Raw genomic sequence first — 14,566 nt, 5'->3', positions numbered from 1 at the left:
TGTGATGTGCGTCACTTTACGCTGCGGAGCGACCCCCAGTCAGAAAGGAGGGCGCGTTGGCCGCCCCTCGCAGTGACCGAAGTCCCTGGAACTGGCTCCTTCTGATACCGATCGCGATCCCCCTCATCCCCGCCCTGTACAACGCCGTCGAGCCGCGGCTGTTCGGCATCCCGCTGTTCTACTGGCTGCAGCTCGCCTTCATCCTGCTCGGTGTCGCCACCACCACGGTGGTCTACCGGATGACCAGGAGCCGCCGGTGAGCACCGAGATCGTCGTCTTCGCGGTCCTTTTCCTGGTCGTGAGCGGCATGGGGTTCGTGGCGGCCCGCTGGCGGCGCGCGAACGACCTCGCCAGCCTGCACGAGTGGGGCCTCGGCGGCCGCAGCTTCGGGTCGTGGATCACCTGGTTCCTGGTCGGCGGGGACCTCTACACCGCCTACACCTTCGTGGCGGTGCCCGCGCTGCTCTTCGGCGCGGGGGCCACCGGGTTCTTCGCCCTGCCGTACACGGTGGTGACCTATCCGCTGGTCTTCCTCGTGATGATCCGGCTGTGGTCGGTCTCGCACGTGCACGGGCTGGTCACCCCGGCCGACTTCGTCCGGGCGAGGTTCGGCTCACCGACGCTGGCGCTGCTGGTCGCCATCACCGGCATCGTGGCGACCATGCCGTACATCGCGCTGCAGCTCGTCGGCATCGAGGCGGTGCTGAAGACGATGGGCGTGCGGGGCGACCTGCCGCTGATCATCGCGTTCGCGATCCTCGCGGCGTACACGTACCAGTCCGGGCTGCGCGCGCCGGCGCTGATCGCCTTCGTCAAGGACTCGCTGATCTACCTCGTGATCCTGGTCGCGGTGATCTACATCCCCTCCAAGCTCGGCGGCTGGGGAGCGATCTTCGACGCGGCGCAGGCGAAGTTCGACGCCACCCCGGCGCCGGGTGACGGCATCCTGCTCAACTCGAACAACCAGCTCCAGTACGTCACGCTGGCCCTCGGCTCGGCCATGGCGCTGTTCCTCTACCCGCACAGCGTCACGGGTGTGCTGGCGGCGAAGGGCCGCGACGTCATCAAGCGCAACATGTCCGCGCTGCCCGCCTACAGCCTGCTGCTCGGCCTGATCGCGCTGCTCGGCTACATGGCGATCGCGGCCGGGATCAAGCCCATCGGCACCGACGTGAACACCGTGGTGCCGCAGCTCTTCGACACCATGTTCCCCGACTGGTTCGCCGGCGTGGCGTTCGCCGCCATCGGCATCGGCGCGCTGGTGCCCGCGGCCATCATGTCGATCGCGGCGGCCAACCTGTTCACCCGCAACATCTACCGCGAGTACATCAGGCCCGACGCCACCGACGCCCAGGAAGCCTCGGTCAGCAAGATGGCCTCGCTGGTCGTGAAGGTCGGCGCGGTGCTGTGCATCCTGCTGATCGACCCCCAGTTCTCGATCGACCTGCAGCTCATCGGCGGCGTGATCATCTTGCAGACCCTGCCGTCCGTGGCCCTCGGGCTCTTCGGGCGCTGGTTCCACCGGGCCGGTCTCATCGCCGGGTGGATCGCCGGGATGGGCGCGGGACTGGTGATGCTGTACACCATCGCGAACCCGGCCACCAAGCACGCGCACTTCGGCGGCTCGGCGTTCCCGCTGGAGAAGCTGGGCCTGGACACCAAGATGACCGTCTACGCCGGGTTCCTCGCGCTCGCCGTCAACCTGATCGTCGCCGTGCTCGGCACGTTGCTGGCGCGGGCGGTCAAGATGGCGGAGGGCCCGGACGCGACCCGGCCCGAGGACTACGTGGCCGACCGGGAGGACCCCCGCGTCCACGATCTGGAGGTCGCCGGCTCCTCCTGATCCCGTACGGCTCCACGCGCCCGGTGCCTCCGCGACGGGGTCACCGGGCGTCGCCGTGTCCGGGGCCCTGCTCCGGCCCGTCTCCCACGTGATCCCGCTATGTCGATCGATGGCGTGATCTCTGCGGTAATGTTCCGGACGGTTGTCTGGAGGTGGCTGGGGTGGGCGAGACGGGCGCGCCGCTGGTGCCGGGATATGAGGTGCTGGGCGTCCTCGGGCAGGGCGGCTTCGGCGTCGTCTACCGGGCCAGGCAGCTCACGGTGGGCCGCGAGGTCGCGCTGAAGCTCGACAACCGCGTCCTGCTCTCCGACCGCGACCGCCGCCGGTTCCTGCGCGAGGTCACCGCGGCGGGCGCGCTGTCCGGCCACCCCCACGTGGCCGGCGTGTACGACGCGGGCGTGCTGCCGGACGGCCGGCCGTACATGGTCCTGGAGCTGTGCCCCGGCGGGTCGCTGGCGGACCGGCTCGCGGCGTACGGGCCGCTCGGCGCGGCCGAAGTCCGCGACATCGGGATCAAGATCGCGGATGCGCTGGCCGCCGCGCACGCGGCCGGGGTGCTGCACCGGGACGTCAAACCGGCGAACATCCTGGTCAACGCGTACGGGCTGGTCGTGCTGTCCGACTTCGGGCTCGCGACACGTCCGGGCGGCGTGGGAGGCGAGCACGCCTCGGTCACCCGCGAGTCGCTCACCCCGGCCTACGCGCCTCCCGAGGCGTTCGAGCTCACCGAGCCGACCGCCGCCGGGGACGTCTACGCGCTGTCCGCCACGCTGTACACGCTGCTGAACGGCAGGCCGCCCCGGTTCCCCGAAGGCGGCGTGGTGAACATCGCGGCGATCCTCGCGCTGCACCGGCTGCCCGTCCCCGGCATCCCCGGAGCGCCGCCCGCGCTGGTCGAGGTGCTGCGCCACGGCATGGCGAGCGACCCCCGGGAGCGGATCGCGAGCGTCGCCGAACTGCGCGACGCGCTCGCCGCGCTCGGCCCGGACGGCGCCGCCGATCGCGCCGCACCGGGTCGCGCCTCCCCCGGGTACGCCTCCGCAGGGCATATCTCCGCGACCCACGGCCCGTACGCGAGCGCGCACCCCGAGGCCGCCTCACCCGAGATGAGCGCGGCTCCCTCCGTTCCGCGCGCGATCTCGCATGCCCCGACCGGAGCGAGCGCGATCCCGAACCCGGCCGTCCCGGGGGCCGGGCCACCAGGCGCCCCCGGAGGCAACCCGGCCGCGGGCCCCTATGCGCGTACGGCGCCGCCGCGGGTGAGAGCGGGCGCGATGCCGGCCGCGCGGCCGCGGGCGGCCCGCCATCCGGCCGTCTTCGCCGCGACGGCCGCCGTGTTCGCCTGCCTGCTCGTCGTCGGGATCGTCCTGCTCACCCCCGGCGACGCGGACCAGGGCGGCACCGGCCCGAGCCCCGGAGCCGCGGCCTCCCACAGCCCGGAGGGGCCTCCCGCCGCGAGCGGGCAGGGCGGCTTCGACGTGGCGACCTACACGGCCGGCTGCCCCGCCGCCGAGGTGGCCTCCGCCGGGGCGGCGTGCGTCTCCACCGCCGAGTGCTGGGCCGGCCTGGTCGTGATGGGCGGCGACGCGACCGCGCGCTCCATCCCCTGCGCCAAGCCGCACGTGTGGGAGACGTTCGCGATCGCGCCGCTGCCGCCGGGGGTGGCCAGCGACCAGCCGACGGTGGAGAAGCATCCCACCGTCACGCGGGTCTGCTCGAAGTACGTCCTGCTGCTGTCCCGGCGCGGCGCCGCCACGACGATCAAGGCGGACCGGTGGGTCATTACCGTGCTGCCCCCGAGCGCCGCCACGTACGCGGCGGGCGCGCGCGGCTACCGGTGCCTGGCACGGGTGGACGGGTCCAACAGGTCGGGCAGCAGCTTCGGCCGCGCCACCTATCCGACCCCGTCCGGCAGCCCCGCCGCCGCCCCGGCCGCCGCTCCGGCACCTGTCACGGGTTCGTCCGGCTCAGCTCGTCCAGGGCGTCGCGCAGATAGTCGATGAAGTCCCACACGTCGGGCACCATGTCGCGATCGACGACGATGCCGACGTCCAGCGACCCGTCGTAGGAGAACACGGTGATGTTGATCCCGCCGCTGACGTCGGTGATCACCGAGACCGGATAGTGGGCGAGCAGCCGGGCCCCGCACATGTACAGCGGGAACTGCGGGCCGGGGACGTTCGACACCATGAGGTTCATGGCGGACGCGGTACGCGACGCGATCCGGAAGGCGGCGCGGTCGGCGAGGCCGCTCAGCGCGGCGGGCATGGCCTCGCTGAACTCCAGCAGCCAGGTGGCGGGCGCCGCCGCGTACCGGTCCTTGACGGTCTTCATGGAACGGCTCACGCCGCGCAGCCGCTCGCCGGGGTCGGCGACGTCCGTGGGGAGCGTCGCCATCGCGAGGACCACCTCGTTGGCGGGGATGTCGCCCTCCGTCAGGCCCCGACTGGAGATCGGGATGCCGGCGACCAGCGGCTCGCGGGGCAGCTCGTCCCGCTGGACCAGCCAGCGCCGCAGCGCGGTGGCGCACAGCGACAGGACCACGTCGTTGACGGTCACGCCGAAGGCGTTCTTGATCCGCTTGACGTCGGCGAGCGGCAGCGTCCCGAACGCGAACCGGCGATGGGGCGAGATCGGCCCGGAGAAGGGCGTGCGCGGCACGGTCATCCGCGGCAGCCCGGGCAGCGGCTCCGCGCCGATGCCGCGCACGACGCGCGAGACCAGGCCGGTGCCAGGGATCTGCGAGACGACCGGGATCTCGTCGAGCCGCGGCATCACGCCCGCGAGGAAGCGCACCGCCGCCCCCGGGTTCTCCAGGACGCGGCCGACCCCCCGGACGATCATCTCGACGGTCTCGGGCGGCGTGTCCGGCTCGGACTCGGGCGGCGGGGTCTCGCGCCGCGGCTCGGGGCCGAGGTCCATGAGCGCGGCGAGCACCTCCGCGCCGGTCACACCGTCGATGGCCGAGTGGTGCACCTTGGTGTAGACGGCGATCCGCCCGCCGGACAGCCCGTGGATGAGGTACAGCTCCCAGAGCGGACGGCGCCGGTCCAGGCGGCGGCTGTGGAGGCGGGCGACCTGCTCGCCGAGCTGGTGGTCGTCGCCGGGGCGCGGCAGGGCGATCTCGCGGACGTGGTAGTCGAAGTCGATCTCACGATCCTCCACCCAGTAGGGGTGGTCGAGCCGGAACGGCACCTGCACCAGCCGGCGCCGCAGCGGCGGGGCGAGGTGCGCCCGCTCCTTGATCAGTTCGATCAGCGCCGCGCGGGTGACCTCCCCGCCCGGCGCGGTGGACGGATCGAGGACGGCGAGCCCCGCGATGTGCGCGAGGTTGCTGCTCGTCTCGAAGTTGAGGAACTGCGCGTCGAGCGCGCTCAGTTGCCGCGCCATACCTGGTCACTGCCCCCGTCGTCCGGTGTCGTTGGTTCGGCTTCCACCAGTGATGGTGCACCGCGCGCGGGATGCCCGGATCGGCGGGGTGTCCCCAACGTCTCCACCCGGCCACTTTCCGACATAGCGGGAAAAGTAGGGATAGGCGGTTGACCATGGCTTGCATCCCGCTTGTCGGCGACTCAGAAACGCCGCACGCTCATGACCTGAAACCCCAGCGGGGCGGATCGTAAACGCGCGCACGTGCACGATCCGATCGCCGCCCGATGAGGGCCGCTGGGGGGATGGCCAGTGCGGCGATGCGCTGAAAAGATCTCACTGCATGACTCCTGTCGGGTCGAGACGGTGTGCCGTGATGGCGTGAGATCACTTTCGGAGGGCCGGTGCCGTGTCCACCACCCGTGGACAGCGCATGCGGACAACAACCGGACACCCGCCAGGTCTGTACAGAGGCTGACGAGCGAGAAATCGAGGGCGAAGGCGCATGTCTGATCGTGATGACCCGCTGTCCGAACAGGGACGTGGACACCAGCCGGGATCAGGGGAGGATCCGGTGGCCGCGTTCATCGCACAGTTACGGGCGCTGCATCAGCAGCAGGGGTCACCGTCGGTGCGGGAATTGGCGGACAGGACCCGGCGCGCCCAGGCGCCCTACTCGAAGTCGGTCATCGGCCAGGCCCTGCAGGGGCACCGTCTGCCGTCGGAGGGGGTGCTGCGAGCTCTGGTCAAAGCTCTCGGCGTCGACGACCCCCAACCCTGGGTGGACCGTCGCGCGCAGGCCCTCGCAGCCAGTAGAGCCACACCGGCGGCAGTGCGGGAAAGCCCTGCCGGGCAGACCACCGGCGAGGGCCGCGGCGCCACCGAACAGAGCACCGCAGTCGGGGAGAGCCCCGCCACGGGCCACGCCGCCCCTGGCCACAAGGCTCTGTCGCGGAAGGCCTCCCGGCGACGGACGATCACGATGGTGGCCGTGCCGGCGTTCGCCGTCCTCCTCGTGGCCGGGATACCGTCCCTTGGCGGCATGGACACATTCGCCGGGCCCCAGCCCACCGGGACACGGCCGTCGCCCTACACGCAGGCAGCTGTGCTCACCCAGACCACCAACCCCGCCACGCCCACTGCTCCCGCACGTATCCTCACCACGCCTGTCGGCAAGCGCACCGGCGCCTGGAGCGCGGTACACGGCCTCGGCTGCCAGGCGGCATGGTTCTACGCGGACCCCGGCTGGAGACCGACCGGCGGAGGCTGGGCGAAAGACGGCTGCACCGGTACCGCCCTGTTCCTGCAGGTGAGCTCCGAGCCGGGCCAGTTCACCCAAGAGGTGAACTGGTACTTCGACACCCGTCCCGAGGCCCGCTGCATCATCGAGGCCTTCATCGCCGACGACCGCCGTTCAGCCGGTACCGCTTCCTACTACCTCGACGACGACGACACCACCATGCCGCATCTGGCCGGGCCTATCACCATCGATCAGGCGGCCCACCGAGGTGCCTGGGTCACCCTGGGCACCTGGCCGGTGCCCGGGCCCGGACGGCTGACCCTCATCTTGGGCAACCAGCCTCATCAGGCCAACGACACCTACACCGTGACCGCATCCGCGGCCCGCGCCACATGCCGTTGGAGCGACGAATAGAACCGCTCGGCACCGCGCTGCTCACAGGCGGCAGGCTCCCCGTTTGGGTCACCGCCGCACCGGCGTCCTGGTGTCACGGCGTGCGCAGACCCTCGTTGTGCTTCATGGCGAGCCGCCAGACCATGAGGATCGCGACGACGCACAAGAGCGCGTCCAGGATGTAGGCGACGGACATCGCATTGGACACCGGGATGAAGTCCGTGCTGACCAGCTCGCGATCCCCGCCGGCCTCGCGGTCGGAGGCCATGTCGAGCATCTCCCAGTACCACCACCGTGAAGCCAGGGTGAGGAACAGTTCATCCAGGATGCCGACGACTCCCCACGCGATCACCAGCACGGAGGTGGGCCCCGGACGTAGGGGATGGCCCAGCCGCCAGATCTCGTTGACCACGATGATCAGCGCGATGCCTGACGCCAAGCTGACCAGCATGGCCGGCAGGAACAGGGCGGGCAGCACGGCACTGGCGAGTCCGAACACGACGGGCACGACGAACAACGCGACCAGCGTCTCCTTCTTCCACTGGATCATGCCGGGCGTGCGCAGCTCGATGTTGCCCCGCATCCTCAGCAACATGACGATCCAGATGACGGTGGTGCCCCAGACAAGCAGGGTGTCGACCCATCCCAGCGCGCTGAGCTGTGCCAGCCGGTCGGTCGCCTCGCCGATGGTGAGCTCCCGCACGTCACCGCGCAGAGCCTGCCACTGCGTGATGTTCACCATGTCCAGCAGGATCCCGACCGCAAGGGCGAGGATGATCGCAACGGCCAGGCCGCCGGCCGGCCTGGGTCGCGGCTGCGGCGCCGGCGGCTGCAGCTGGGGCGGTGGTCCGTACGGTTGCTGACTCATCACGTGGCTCCAGAGGTGTGGTGGGTGGAAGTGCCTTCCTGGGAGGCGCTCGATCCGTCAGAACAGCCGTATGCGGCGGCAGCGGTCGATCGGCCTCGGGGCGTGCGGGCGGCACTGATCAACAGCCCTTCGATGCCGCCCGCACGAGGTCGCGTACGAAAGATCAACGAGGTCGCACGACTAGGTCGTGTCAGACACTCCCTAGCGCCGATGCCCTCTACTGCCCGTCAATTTCCGGCCTTTCGCACTTCTTGATCTGCTTGCGGATGTCGTTGCCGGTGTAGACCCATGCGTCGGTCAGCACCGTCTGCGAGCCGGCACCGCTGGCGCTGTAGGCACCGGCCACGGAGATCCAGGCAGTGGTCGAGCCGTACGGGCCGGTGACCTTCGGGCCCTCTATCCAGCACACTGGATAAATCGGAGCCCCGTACGCGTACCACCTCACGGGGCGCTTGCTGAAGTCGATTCTGTACACGTCTCCATCAGCAGCGCTCCCGCCGATGGTGGTCGCCTCGAACGAGGCGAGCCCCGCCGTGTTGATCACCTTGCCGACGGGTGCCTGCTTGGCCGCGGCCGAACTCGGCAGGGCAGTCATCCCTACTGCGAGGAGCCCGCCCACCACCAGCGCGCCGACCTTTCTCATCGTTTGCTCCCTTCGTAACGAAACAACGTGAGATCACTGTCGGACGGCCAGCACGGTGTCCACCACCCGTGGACAGCACATGTGGACAACAACCGGACACCCTCATACGGGTCCGGCCGAGGACGACGGCAAAGCCGGCGGAGTCGAAGACCCCGATCAGCTCCGACACCGCGGGGGCTCTTCCATGTCTGGAGACACTCGGGCGACCGACCGCGACGACCCGGCACACGGCACTCGCCGGCGCGGTTCTCACAATCGACCTTGTGCGCGCGTGAATCAGGGAACTTTCCGGGCCGTGGCTGCGTCAGGGGCGCAGTCGCATCACGATCTCGGCCACGTCGACGACGGGGGCACCGAGGTCGTAGCGGCTGAACAGGTGGACCTGGTCCCCCGTGTCGATCTCCAGCAGCCGCGCCGTGACGCCGTAGCGGCGGCGGGTGTCCACCCGGATCCGGTCCACGTCGTTCCAGGAGTGCCGCTCTCTCCCGGCGAAGCCCGCGGGCACGGTGACCCCGCCCTCGTCCACCGCCAGCCGGACGGGCGCGAGCAGGTCGCGCAGGGCCAGCGCGGCGAACCCGGCCGCGGCGACGGAGGCGAGGAACGCCTGGGCGACGTCGCCCAGCAGGGCCAGGACGACGCAGACGGCGGCGGCGATCGCCTTGGCCGCGAGGATCCCCCGCGGCACCCGCCACTCGTGCCGCGTCTCAACATCCGCCATCGTCGGAGCGTAACGCGTCCAGCCGAAAGATCACCGATCTTGGCGGCCCGCTTCGCTCACAGCCGATCTCGGGGACCGTGTCCGCCGATGGCCGCGCAGGCACCCGGGAGGCGGGTCACCGGACGCCTGCGCGGGGTCACTCGGGTTCGATCCGCATCGCGCTCTCCTCGGGGCCGAAGCCGCCGGTGTCGGGTCCGACGTCCTCCCCGATCATCTCCTTGTCCACGTCGGGGCCGAGCCCCTCGTCGGGGTCCACGAGGCGCCCCGCCGGGCGGCGGACGTCCTCGTCCTCGTCCTCGTTCTCGGAGCGGCCGGTCTCCGCCTCCTCGTCGCGCCCGTACGGGACCCTCTCGTCGGCGATGTCGGGCTCGGCGTCCTCCGGCGAGCCGTAGAGCAGCGTCTTGTCGGGGACCTCCCGGCGCAGGCGCATGTCCAGCGACTCCCCCTGCGCCATCTCCGCGGGCGTGGTGCCGTACTCGTCGAGGCCGACCGGCCGGTCTCCGGGGAGCGGCTCCTCCTGGGGGTCGTTCGCCCACTGGCGCTGCGGGGTCCCCTCCCCGAGGTCGGGGATGCCCTCGTCCTCGGCCCGGGAGCGCGGGTCGGGCTCCGGTCTCGTGCGCTCGCTCATACGCGTCCCCTGCCCCTCTCCGCGTACGTATGCGTCCGGGCGGGGCGGCTTTCCGCTCGCGTGTTCAGGTCGCGTCGACCGCGCCCCGGGCGTCGCGGTCGTCGCCGACGGTCTCCGTGGCCAGCCGGGACAGCAGCGCGGTGAGCTCCGGGTTGCTGTCCGGGTTCCACCCGTCGAGGTGGCGGGCGAGCGCGGCCCGGCGGACCGCGACCATCCGCCGGACGGCCTCCCGGCCCGGACCGGTGATGACCAGGTCGTCGCCTGAACGCTCGACGAGACCGCGGTCCACCAGCGGCTGGGCGCAGCCCGTGCCCCGCTCCGGCGTGGTGCCGGCCCGCGCCGCCAGCGCCGTACGGCCGGCGCGGCCGGTCCTGGCCACCCGCGCGAGCATCCACACGGCCCCGGCCGGCAGGTCGTACCCGGCGCGCCGGGCCAGTTCGCGGTACAGCCGGGCGGCCTCGGGGTCCTTCCGCATGAGCACGGTGAGCGCCCGCTCGATCTCCTCCAGCGAGGAGCGGTCGCACGGCGCCCCGTAGCCCTCGCCGAGGTCGGCGGCCGCGGTCCCGACGGTCGTCCGCAGCGGCACCTGCCGCAGGAAACAGGCGAGGACGAGTCCGGCGAAGGCGACCGGCGCCGCGTACAGGAAGATCGTGGTCACCGATTCCGCGTAGGCGTGCACGACCCGGGCGGCGATGTCCGGGGGCAGCCGGGACAGCAGCGCGGGGCTGCCCTGCACCGCCGCCGGGTGGAACCCGGGCGGGAGCGTGGCGCCGCGCAGCGCCTCCGCGGCGCGTACGGCGACCTGCCCGGCGAAGACCGTGCCGAAGAGGGAGACGCCGAACGACCCGCCGATGGAGCGGAAGAACGTCACCGACGAGGTGGCGACCCCGAGATCGCGGTAGTCCACGACGTTCTGCACGGCGATCACGAGGACCTGCATGACCAGGCCGAGCCCGACGCCGAGGGCCAGGAACCGGAGGCTCAGGGAGAGCGTGGAGCTGTGCTCGCTCATGCCGTGGAGCAGCAGCAGCGCCCCCGTGGTGATCGCCATGCCGGCGATCGGGTAGATCCGGTAGTGCCCGGTGCGACTGATCGCCTGCCCGGACGCGATCGAGGTGCCGAGCATCCCCGCCATCATCGGCAGCAGATAGAGGCCGGACGTGGTCGCCGAGACGCCGTGCACCACCTGGAGGAACAGCGGCAGGTAGGCGAGCGTGCCCATCATGGTGAAGCCCACCACGAAGCCGAGCGCGGCGGCGACGGAGAACACGTCGACCCGGAACAGGTGGAGCGGCACGATCGGCTCCGCGGCGCGCCGCTCGACCCGCACCCACAGCACGAGCAGGAGCGCGGCCGCCGCGCCCAGGCCGAGGATCGGCGGGGAGTCCCAGGCGTACCGGCTGCCGCCCCAGGAGGTGGCGAGCACGACGCAGGTGACCGCCGCGCCGAGGAGGACGGCGCCCGGATAGTCGATGGCGTGCGGCCTGCGGTCCCGCCACCCGCGCAGGGTCGCGGCGATGACGAAGAGCGCGACAACGCCGATCGGCACGTTGATGTAGAAGACCCAGCGCCAGGAGAGCCGGTCGACGAACAGCCCGCCGAGCAGCGGCCCGACCACGCTGGCGAAGGCGAAGACACCGCCGAAGAACCCCTGGTAGCGGCCTCGGTCACGGGGGGCGACCACGTCCGCGACGATGGCCATGGCCAGCACCATCAGCCCGCCGCCGCCGAGGCCCTGCAGCGCCCGGAACGCGATGAGCTGGGTCATGCCCCCGGCCAGCCCGCACAGCGCCGACCCCACCAGGAAGATCACGATGGCGGCCTGGAAGAGGTGCCGGCGGCCGTACTGGTCGCCCAGCTTCCCCCACAGCGGGGTGGAGACCGTGGAGGCGAGCAGGTACGCGGTCACGACCCACGACAGGTGGTTGAGCCCGCCGAACTCGCCGACGATGGTCGGGAGCGCGGTGGACACGATCGTCTGGTCCAGAGCGGCGAGGAGCATCGCCAGCATCAGCGCGAGGATCACCGCCCATACGCCGCGCTCGCGGGCGGGCGCGGCGGCCGTCCCGCTCTCCCCCATGGGTCCCCCTGTCCCCCGAGAGCGGGCCCTCATGCACGCGCCCGCCGGGCGGCCCGGGGGATCCGGGTCACCCGGCGGGGATCTGGATCACGCGGCGGGCATCCGGGAGACCGGCTGGGGCTCACGCCGGGTGGAGGCGGCCATCCCCGCCAACCCCAGGAGCATGCACACCGAGATCAGCAGCAACGCGATCAGACCGAGCAGCGTCACGGCCGCCAGGGAGACCACCGCTCCCAGCAGCTCAACCATCTGTTCCTCCCCGAGTTCCGGCCGCGGAAGGGCTGAGGGCACCCTTCCAGCGGCGGGTCGCGCCTTATCTGCCTATAAATAGGCATACGCCATGACGCGGCCCGCGCGCATCAGGCGGCGGGGAGACAGCCCGGTCCCCCGCCGGGAAACGGCGGGAAGACGGGGCCGGTGGTCACTCGAAGGGGGATCCGACGTAGTTCTGCGCCAGCTCGGCCGCCGCGGCCTCGGAGTCGGCGACCCGATGCAGCTGCGAGAGCTGCAGCCGGGTGTCGAAGTCGCTCTGCGCGGGGTCGGGGTGCAGGGTCGTGGTCATGAAATAGGAGAAGTGCTCGGCCCGCCAGACCCGGCGCAGGCAGGTGTCGGAGTACGCGTCGAGAAGGTCGGCGGCGCCGGTCTCGTGCCACCGGGCGAGCGCCCGGGCCAGGACGACCACATCGGCGGCGGCGAGGTTCAGCCCCTTGGCCCCGGTCGGCGGCACGATGTGCGCGGCGTCCCCGGCCAGGAAGAGCGGGCCGTACCGCATGGGCTCGGTGACGAAGCTCCGCATCGGGGTGACCGACTTCGACGTGATGGGGCCGCGCTCCAGCTTCCAGTCGCCGTCCACGGCGAACCGGAGGTCCAGCTCGTCCCAGATGCGCTCGTCCGGCCAGTCGGCGGGGTCGGTGCCGTTCGGCACCTGGAGGTACAGCCGGCTGACCGTGGGCGTGCGCATGCTGAGCAGGGCGAAGCCGCGCTCGGAGTGCGCGTAGATCAGCTCGTCGGACGAGGGCGGGACGTCGGCCATGATGCCGAGCCAGGAGTAGGGGTACTCCCGATCGAAGGTGCGCAGCACGTCGGACGGGACGGCGGCGCGGGCGATGCCGTGGAAGCCGTCGCAGCCCACCACGAAGTCGCAGGCCAGGGTGTGCTCACGGCCCTCGTGGACGTAGCGGACCGACGGCTGCCCGGCCTCCAGCCCCTCGATGGCGACGGCGCGCGCCTCGAACAGCAGCGGGCCGCCCTCGGCGAGCTGGAGCGCCACCAGGTCCTTCACCATCTCGGTCTGGGCGTAGACCATGACGGCGCGGCCGCCGGTGAGCGACGGGAAGTCGATCCGGTGGCCCCGGCCGTCGAAGCGCAGCTCGACGCCGTTGTGCGGGAGGCCCTCGCGGTCCATCCGCTCACCGGCGCCGCACTCGCGCAGGACGTCGATCGTGCCCTGCTCAAGGATGCCGGCGCGCTGGCGCTGCTCGACGTACGCGCGGTCACGGTGTTCCAGCACGACGGAGTCGATGCCGGAGCGCCGGAGCAGCCGGGCCAGGAGCAGCCCGGCGGGGCCGGCCCCGATGATCGCGACGGTGGTGCGGGCGGGGACGCTCATGTGTTCCTCTCCTGGAGCTCGTTCAGGGTGCGCTGAGCCACGGCGAACGCGGCGTTGGCAGCGGGGACGCCGCAGTAGACGGCCGCCTGCAGCAGGACTTCCTTGATCTCGTCGGGGGTGAGACCGTTGCGCAGCGCGGCTCTGACGTGCATCGCCAGCTCCTCCAGGTGGCCGCCCGCGACGAGCGCGGTCAGCGTGACGCAACTGCGCGTACGGCGGTCCAGGCCGGGCCTGGTCCAGATCTCGCCCCAGGCGTAGCGGGTGATGAAGTCCTGGAAGTCGGCGGTGAAGGAGTCGGCGTTCGCGGTGGCCCGGTCCACGTGCGCGTCGCCGAGCACGGCGCGGCGCACGCCCATCCCGGCGGCATACCGGCGGGAGCCGTCCGCGCGGGCCGGACCGCCGCCTTCGAGGTGGGTGAGCAGGGCGGTCAGCACGGGGCCGGGCCGTTCCACGCCGGCCAGGTGGGCCGCTCCGGGGATCTCCACGAGCGTCGCGCCGGGGATGCCGTCGGCCAGCTCCCGCGCGTGCGCGGGCGTCGTGGCCACGTCGTCCCGGCCGCCGATCACCAGGGTCGGCGCGGCGATCCGGCCCAGCTCGGCGCGGATGTCGTAGGTCGCGAGCGCGTCGCAGCAGGCGGCGTACCCGTCGGCGTCGACCTCGCGCAGCTCGTCGAGGAAGGGGGCCGCCTCGGTGAAGGCTGGGGTGAACCAGCGTTGAGGGGCGGACTCGGCCACGACGCCGGTGCCCTTGGCCCGGACGATCGCGGCCCGCTCGCGCCACATCTCTTCCGGGCCGAACCGGGCCGACGAGCACACCATGGTGAGCGAGGCGACCCGGTCGGGGTGGTGGAGCGCCAGCCACGCGCCGACCGCGCCGCCGAGGGAGATCCCGGCGTAGTGGAACCGGTCCACGCCGAGGGCGTCGGCCAGGTCGAGGACGAGCCCGGCTAGGTCGGCGACCGTGGCCCCCTCGCCGAGCACGGACGGCGAGCCGCCGTGGCCGGGAAGGTCCCACCGCACGACGCGATGGTCCCGGGCGAGCGCGGGCACCTGGGGGTCCCACACGGCGAGGGTGGTGCCGAGCGAGGGGCCGAGCAGGAGCGCGGGAGCGTCCCGGCGGCCGTCGGCGCGGTGGTGCAGGCGCCCGGGGCTGCCGGGAGCGTGGGCAGGCTTCAT

Annotated in this window: 13 protein-coding genes; 4 read left to right on the top strand and 9 right to left on the bottom strand. The window is 72.0% G+C overall.

Going from position 1 to position 14,566, the window contains the following annotated elements; genetic code table 11:
- The first annotated feature begins 56 nt into the window (after positions 1-56).
- The 3 genes from AWQ71_RS12965 (at position 57) to AWQ71_RS12955 (ending at position 3,846) form a co-directional block, all read left to right on the top strand.
- Positions 57-260: a DUF3311 domain-containing protein gene (locus tag AWQ71_RS12965; RefSeq protein ID WP_067132018.1), complete on the top strand. Its 204-nt coding sequence runs from the start codon at positions 57-59 to the stop codon at positions 258-260.
- Positions 257-1,843 carry a monocarboxylate uptake permease MctP gene (gene mctP / locus AWQ71_RS12960; RefSeq protein WP_067132015.1) on the top strand — a complete coding sequence of 529 codons (1,587 nt, stop codon included), beginning with the start codon at positions 257-259 and terminating at the stop codon, positions 1,841-1,843. Before AWQ71_RS12965 ends, mctP begins: the two co-directional genes overlap by 4 nt.
- Positions 1,844-2,004: 161 nt before the next feature.
- Entirely contained in the window at positions 2,005-3,846 is a 1,842-nt protein-coding gene (locus tag AWQ71_RS12955) for a serine/threonine-protein kinase (RefSeq protein WP_067132012.1), read from the top strand.
- Here the strand turns inward: AWQ71_RS12955 and AWQ71_RS12950 are convergent.
- Positions 3,794-5,233 (bottom strand): WS/DGAT/MGAT family O-acyltransferase, encoded by a 1,440-nt coding sequence (locus tag AWQ71_RS12950; protein WP_067132008.1) that lies wholly within the window; start codon positions 5,231-5,233, stop codon positions 3,794-3,796. The two genes, AWQ71_RS12955 and AWQ71_RS12950, sit on opposite strands and share 53 nt — an antisense overlap.
- A 553-nt stretch (positions 5,234-5,786) precedes the next feature.
- Here AWQ71_RS12950 and AWQ71_RS12945 point away from each other — a divergent pair.
- Positions 5,787-6,866 carry a helix-turn-helix domain-containing protein gene (locus AWQ71_RS12945; protein WP_067132005.1) on the top strand — a complete coding sequence of 360 codons (1,080 nt, stop codon included), beginning with the start codon at positions 5,787-5,789 and terminating at the stop codon, positions 6,864-6,866.
- A gap of 73 nt (positions 6,867-6,939) precedes the next feature.
- Here the strand turns inward: AWQ71_RS12945 and AWQ71_RS12940 are convergent, their stop codons facing one another.
- From AWQ71_RS12940 to pcaDC, 8 genes are all read right to left on the bottom strand, one after another.
- Positions 6,940-7,713, bottom strand: coding sequence for a hypothetical protein (locus tag AWQ71_RS12940; protein WP_067132001.1), 774 nt, complete (start codon positions 7,711-7,713; stop codon positions 6,940-6,942).
- 217 nt (positions 7,714-7,930) lie between these two features.
- Positions 7,931-8,356: a hypothetical protein gene (locus tag AWQ71_RS12935; protein WP_067131998.1), complete on the bottom strand. Its 426-nt coding sequence runs from the start codon at positions 8,354-8,356 to the stop codon at positions 7,931-7,933.
- Positions 8,357-8,660: 304 nt separating this feature from the next.
- On the bottom strand, positions 8,661-9,074 hold the full coding sequence (locus tag AWQ71_RS12930; protein ID WP_067131994.1) for a PH domain-containing protein: 414 nt from the start codon (positions 9,072-9,074) through the stop codon (positions 8,661-8,663).
- A gap of 136 nt (positions 9,075-9,210) precedes the next feature.
- Positions 9,211-9,702, bottom strand: coding sequence for a DUF5709 domain-containing protein (locus AWQ71_RS12925; RefSeq protein ID WP_067131991.1), 492 nt, complete (start codon positions 9,700-9,702; stop codon positions 9,211-9,213).
- A 64-nt stretch (positions 9,703-9,766) separates the two neighbouring features.
- Complete coding sequence (locus tag AWQ71_RS12920) at positions 9,767-11,782, bottom strand: MFS transporter (protein ID WP_067131988.1); 2,016 nt, start codon at positions 11,780-11,782, stop codon at positions 9,767-9,769.
- 87 nt (positions 11,783-11,869) lie between these two features.
- Positions 11,870-12,031, bottom strand: a complete 162-nt coding sequence (locus AWQ71_RS41560; RefSeq protein WP_157570321.1) for a hypothetical protein — start codon at positions 12,029-12,031, stop codon at positions 11,870-11,872.
- A gap of 172 nt (positions 12,032-12,203) precedes the next feature.
- Positions 12,204-13,391, bottom strand: a complete 1,188-nt coding sequence (locus AWQ71_RS12915; protein WP_067131985.1) for a 4-hydroxybenzoate 3-monooxygenase — start codon at positions 13,389-13,391, stop codon at positions 12,204-12,206.
- Positions 13,388-14,566: a bifunctional 3-oxoadipate enol-lactonase/4-carboxymuconolactone decarboxylase PcaDC gene (gene pcaDC, locus AWQ71_RS12910; RefSeq protein WP_067131983.1), complete on the bottom strand. Its 1,179-nt coding sequence runs from the start codon at positions 14,564-14,566 to the stop codon at positions 13,388-13,390. The genes AWQ71_RS12915 and pcaDC overlap by 4 nt, the downstream gene beginning before the upstream one ends.

This window comes from Microtetraspora malaysiensis (assembly GCF_001528665.1).
GTDB classification, from domain to species: Bacteria; Actinomycetota; Actinomycetes; order Streptosporangiales; family Streptosporangiaceae; genus Microtetraspora_A; species Microtetraspora_A malaysiensis.
The sequence above is the reverse complement of the archived record's forward strand: the minus strand, read 5'-3'. Positions and strand labels throughout refer to the sequence as shown.

Excerpts from the sequence above, each read along its gene's own strand:
- AWQ71_RS12950 (WP_067132008.1), bottom strand. The coding sequence starts at position 5,233 with ATGGCGCGGCAACTGAGCGCGCTCGACGCGCAGTTCCTCAACTTCGAG.
- AWQ71_RS12940 (WP_067132001.1), bottom strand. The coding sequence starts at position 7,713 with ATGAGTCAGCAACCGTACGGACCACCGCCCCAGCTGCAGCCGCCGGCG.
- AWQ71_RS12935 (WP_067131998.1), bottom strand. The coding sequence starts at position 8,356 with ATGAGAAAGGTCGGCGCGCTGGTGGTGGGCGGGCTCCTCGCAGTAGGG.
- AWQ71_RS12930 (WP_067131994.1), bottom strand. The coding sequence starts at position 9,074 with ATGGCGGATGTTGAGACGCGGCACGAGTGGCGGGTGCCGCGGGGGATC.
- AWQ71_RS12925 (WP_067131991.1), bottom strand. The coding sequence starts at position 9,702 with ATGAGCGAGCGCACGAGACCGGAGCCCGACCCGCGCTCCCGGGCCGAG.
- AWQ71_RS12920 (WP_067131988.1), bottom strand. The coding sequence starts at position 11,782 with ATGGGGGAGAGCGGGACGGCCGCCGCGCCCGCCCGCGAGCGCGGCGTA.
- AWQ71_RS41560 (WP_157570321.1), bottom strand. The coding sequence starts at position 12,031 with ATGGTTGAGCTGCTGGGAGCGGTGGTCTCCCTGGCGGCCGTGACGCTG.
- AWQ71_RS12915 (WP_067131985.1), bottom strand. The coding sequence starts at position 13,391 with ATGAGCGTCCCCGCCCGCACCACCGTCGCGATCATCGGGGCCGGCCCC.
- pcaDC (WP_067131983.1), bottom strand. The coding sequence starts at position 14,566 with ATGAAGCCTGCCCACGCTCCCGGCAGCCCCGGGCGCCTGCACCACCGC.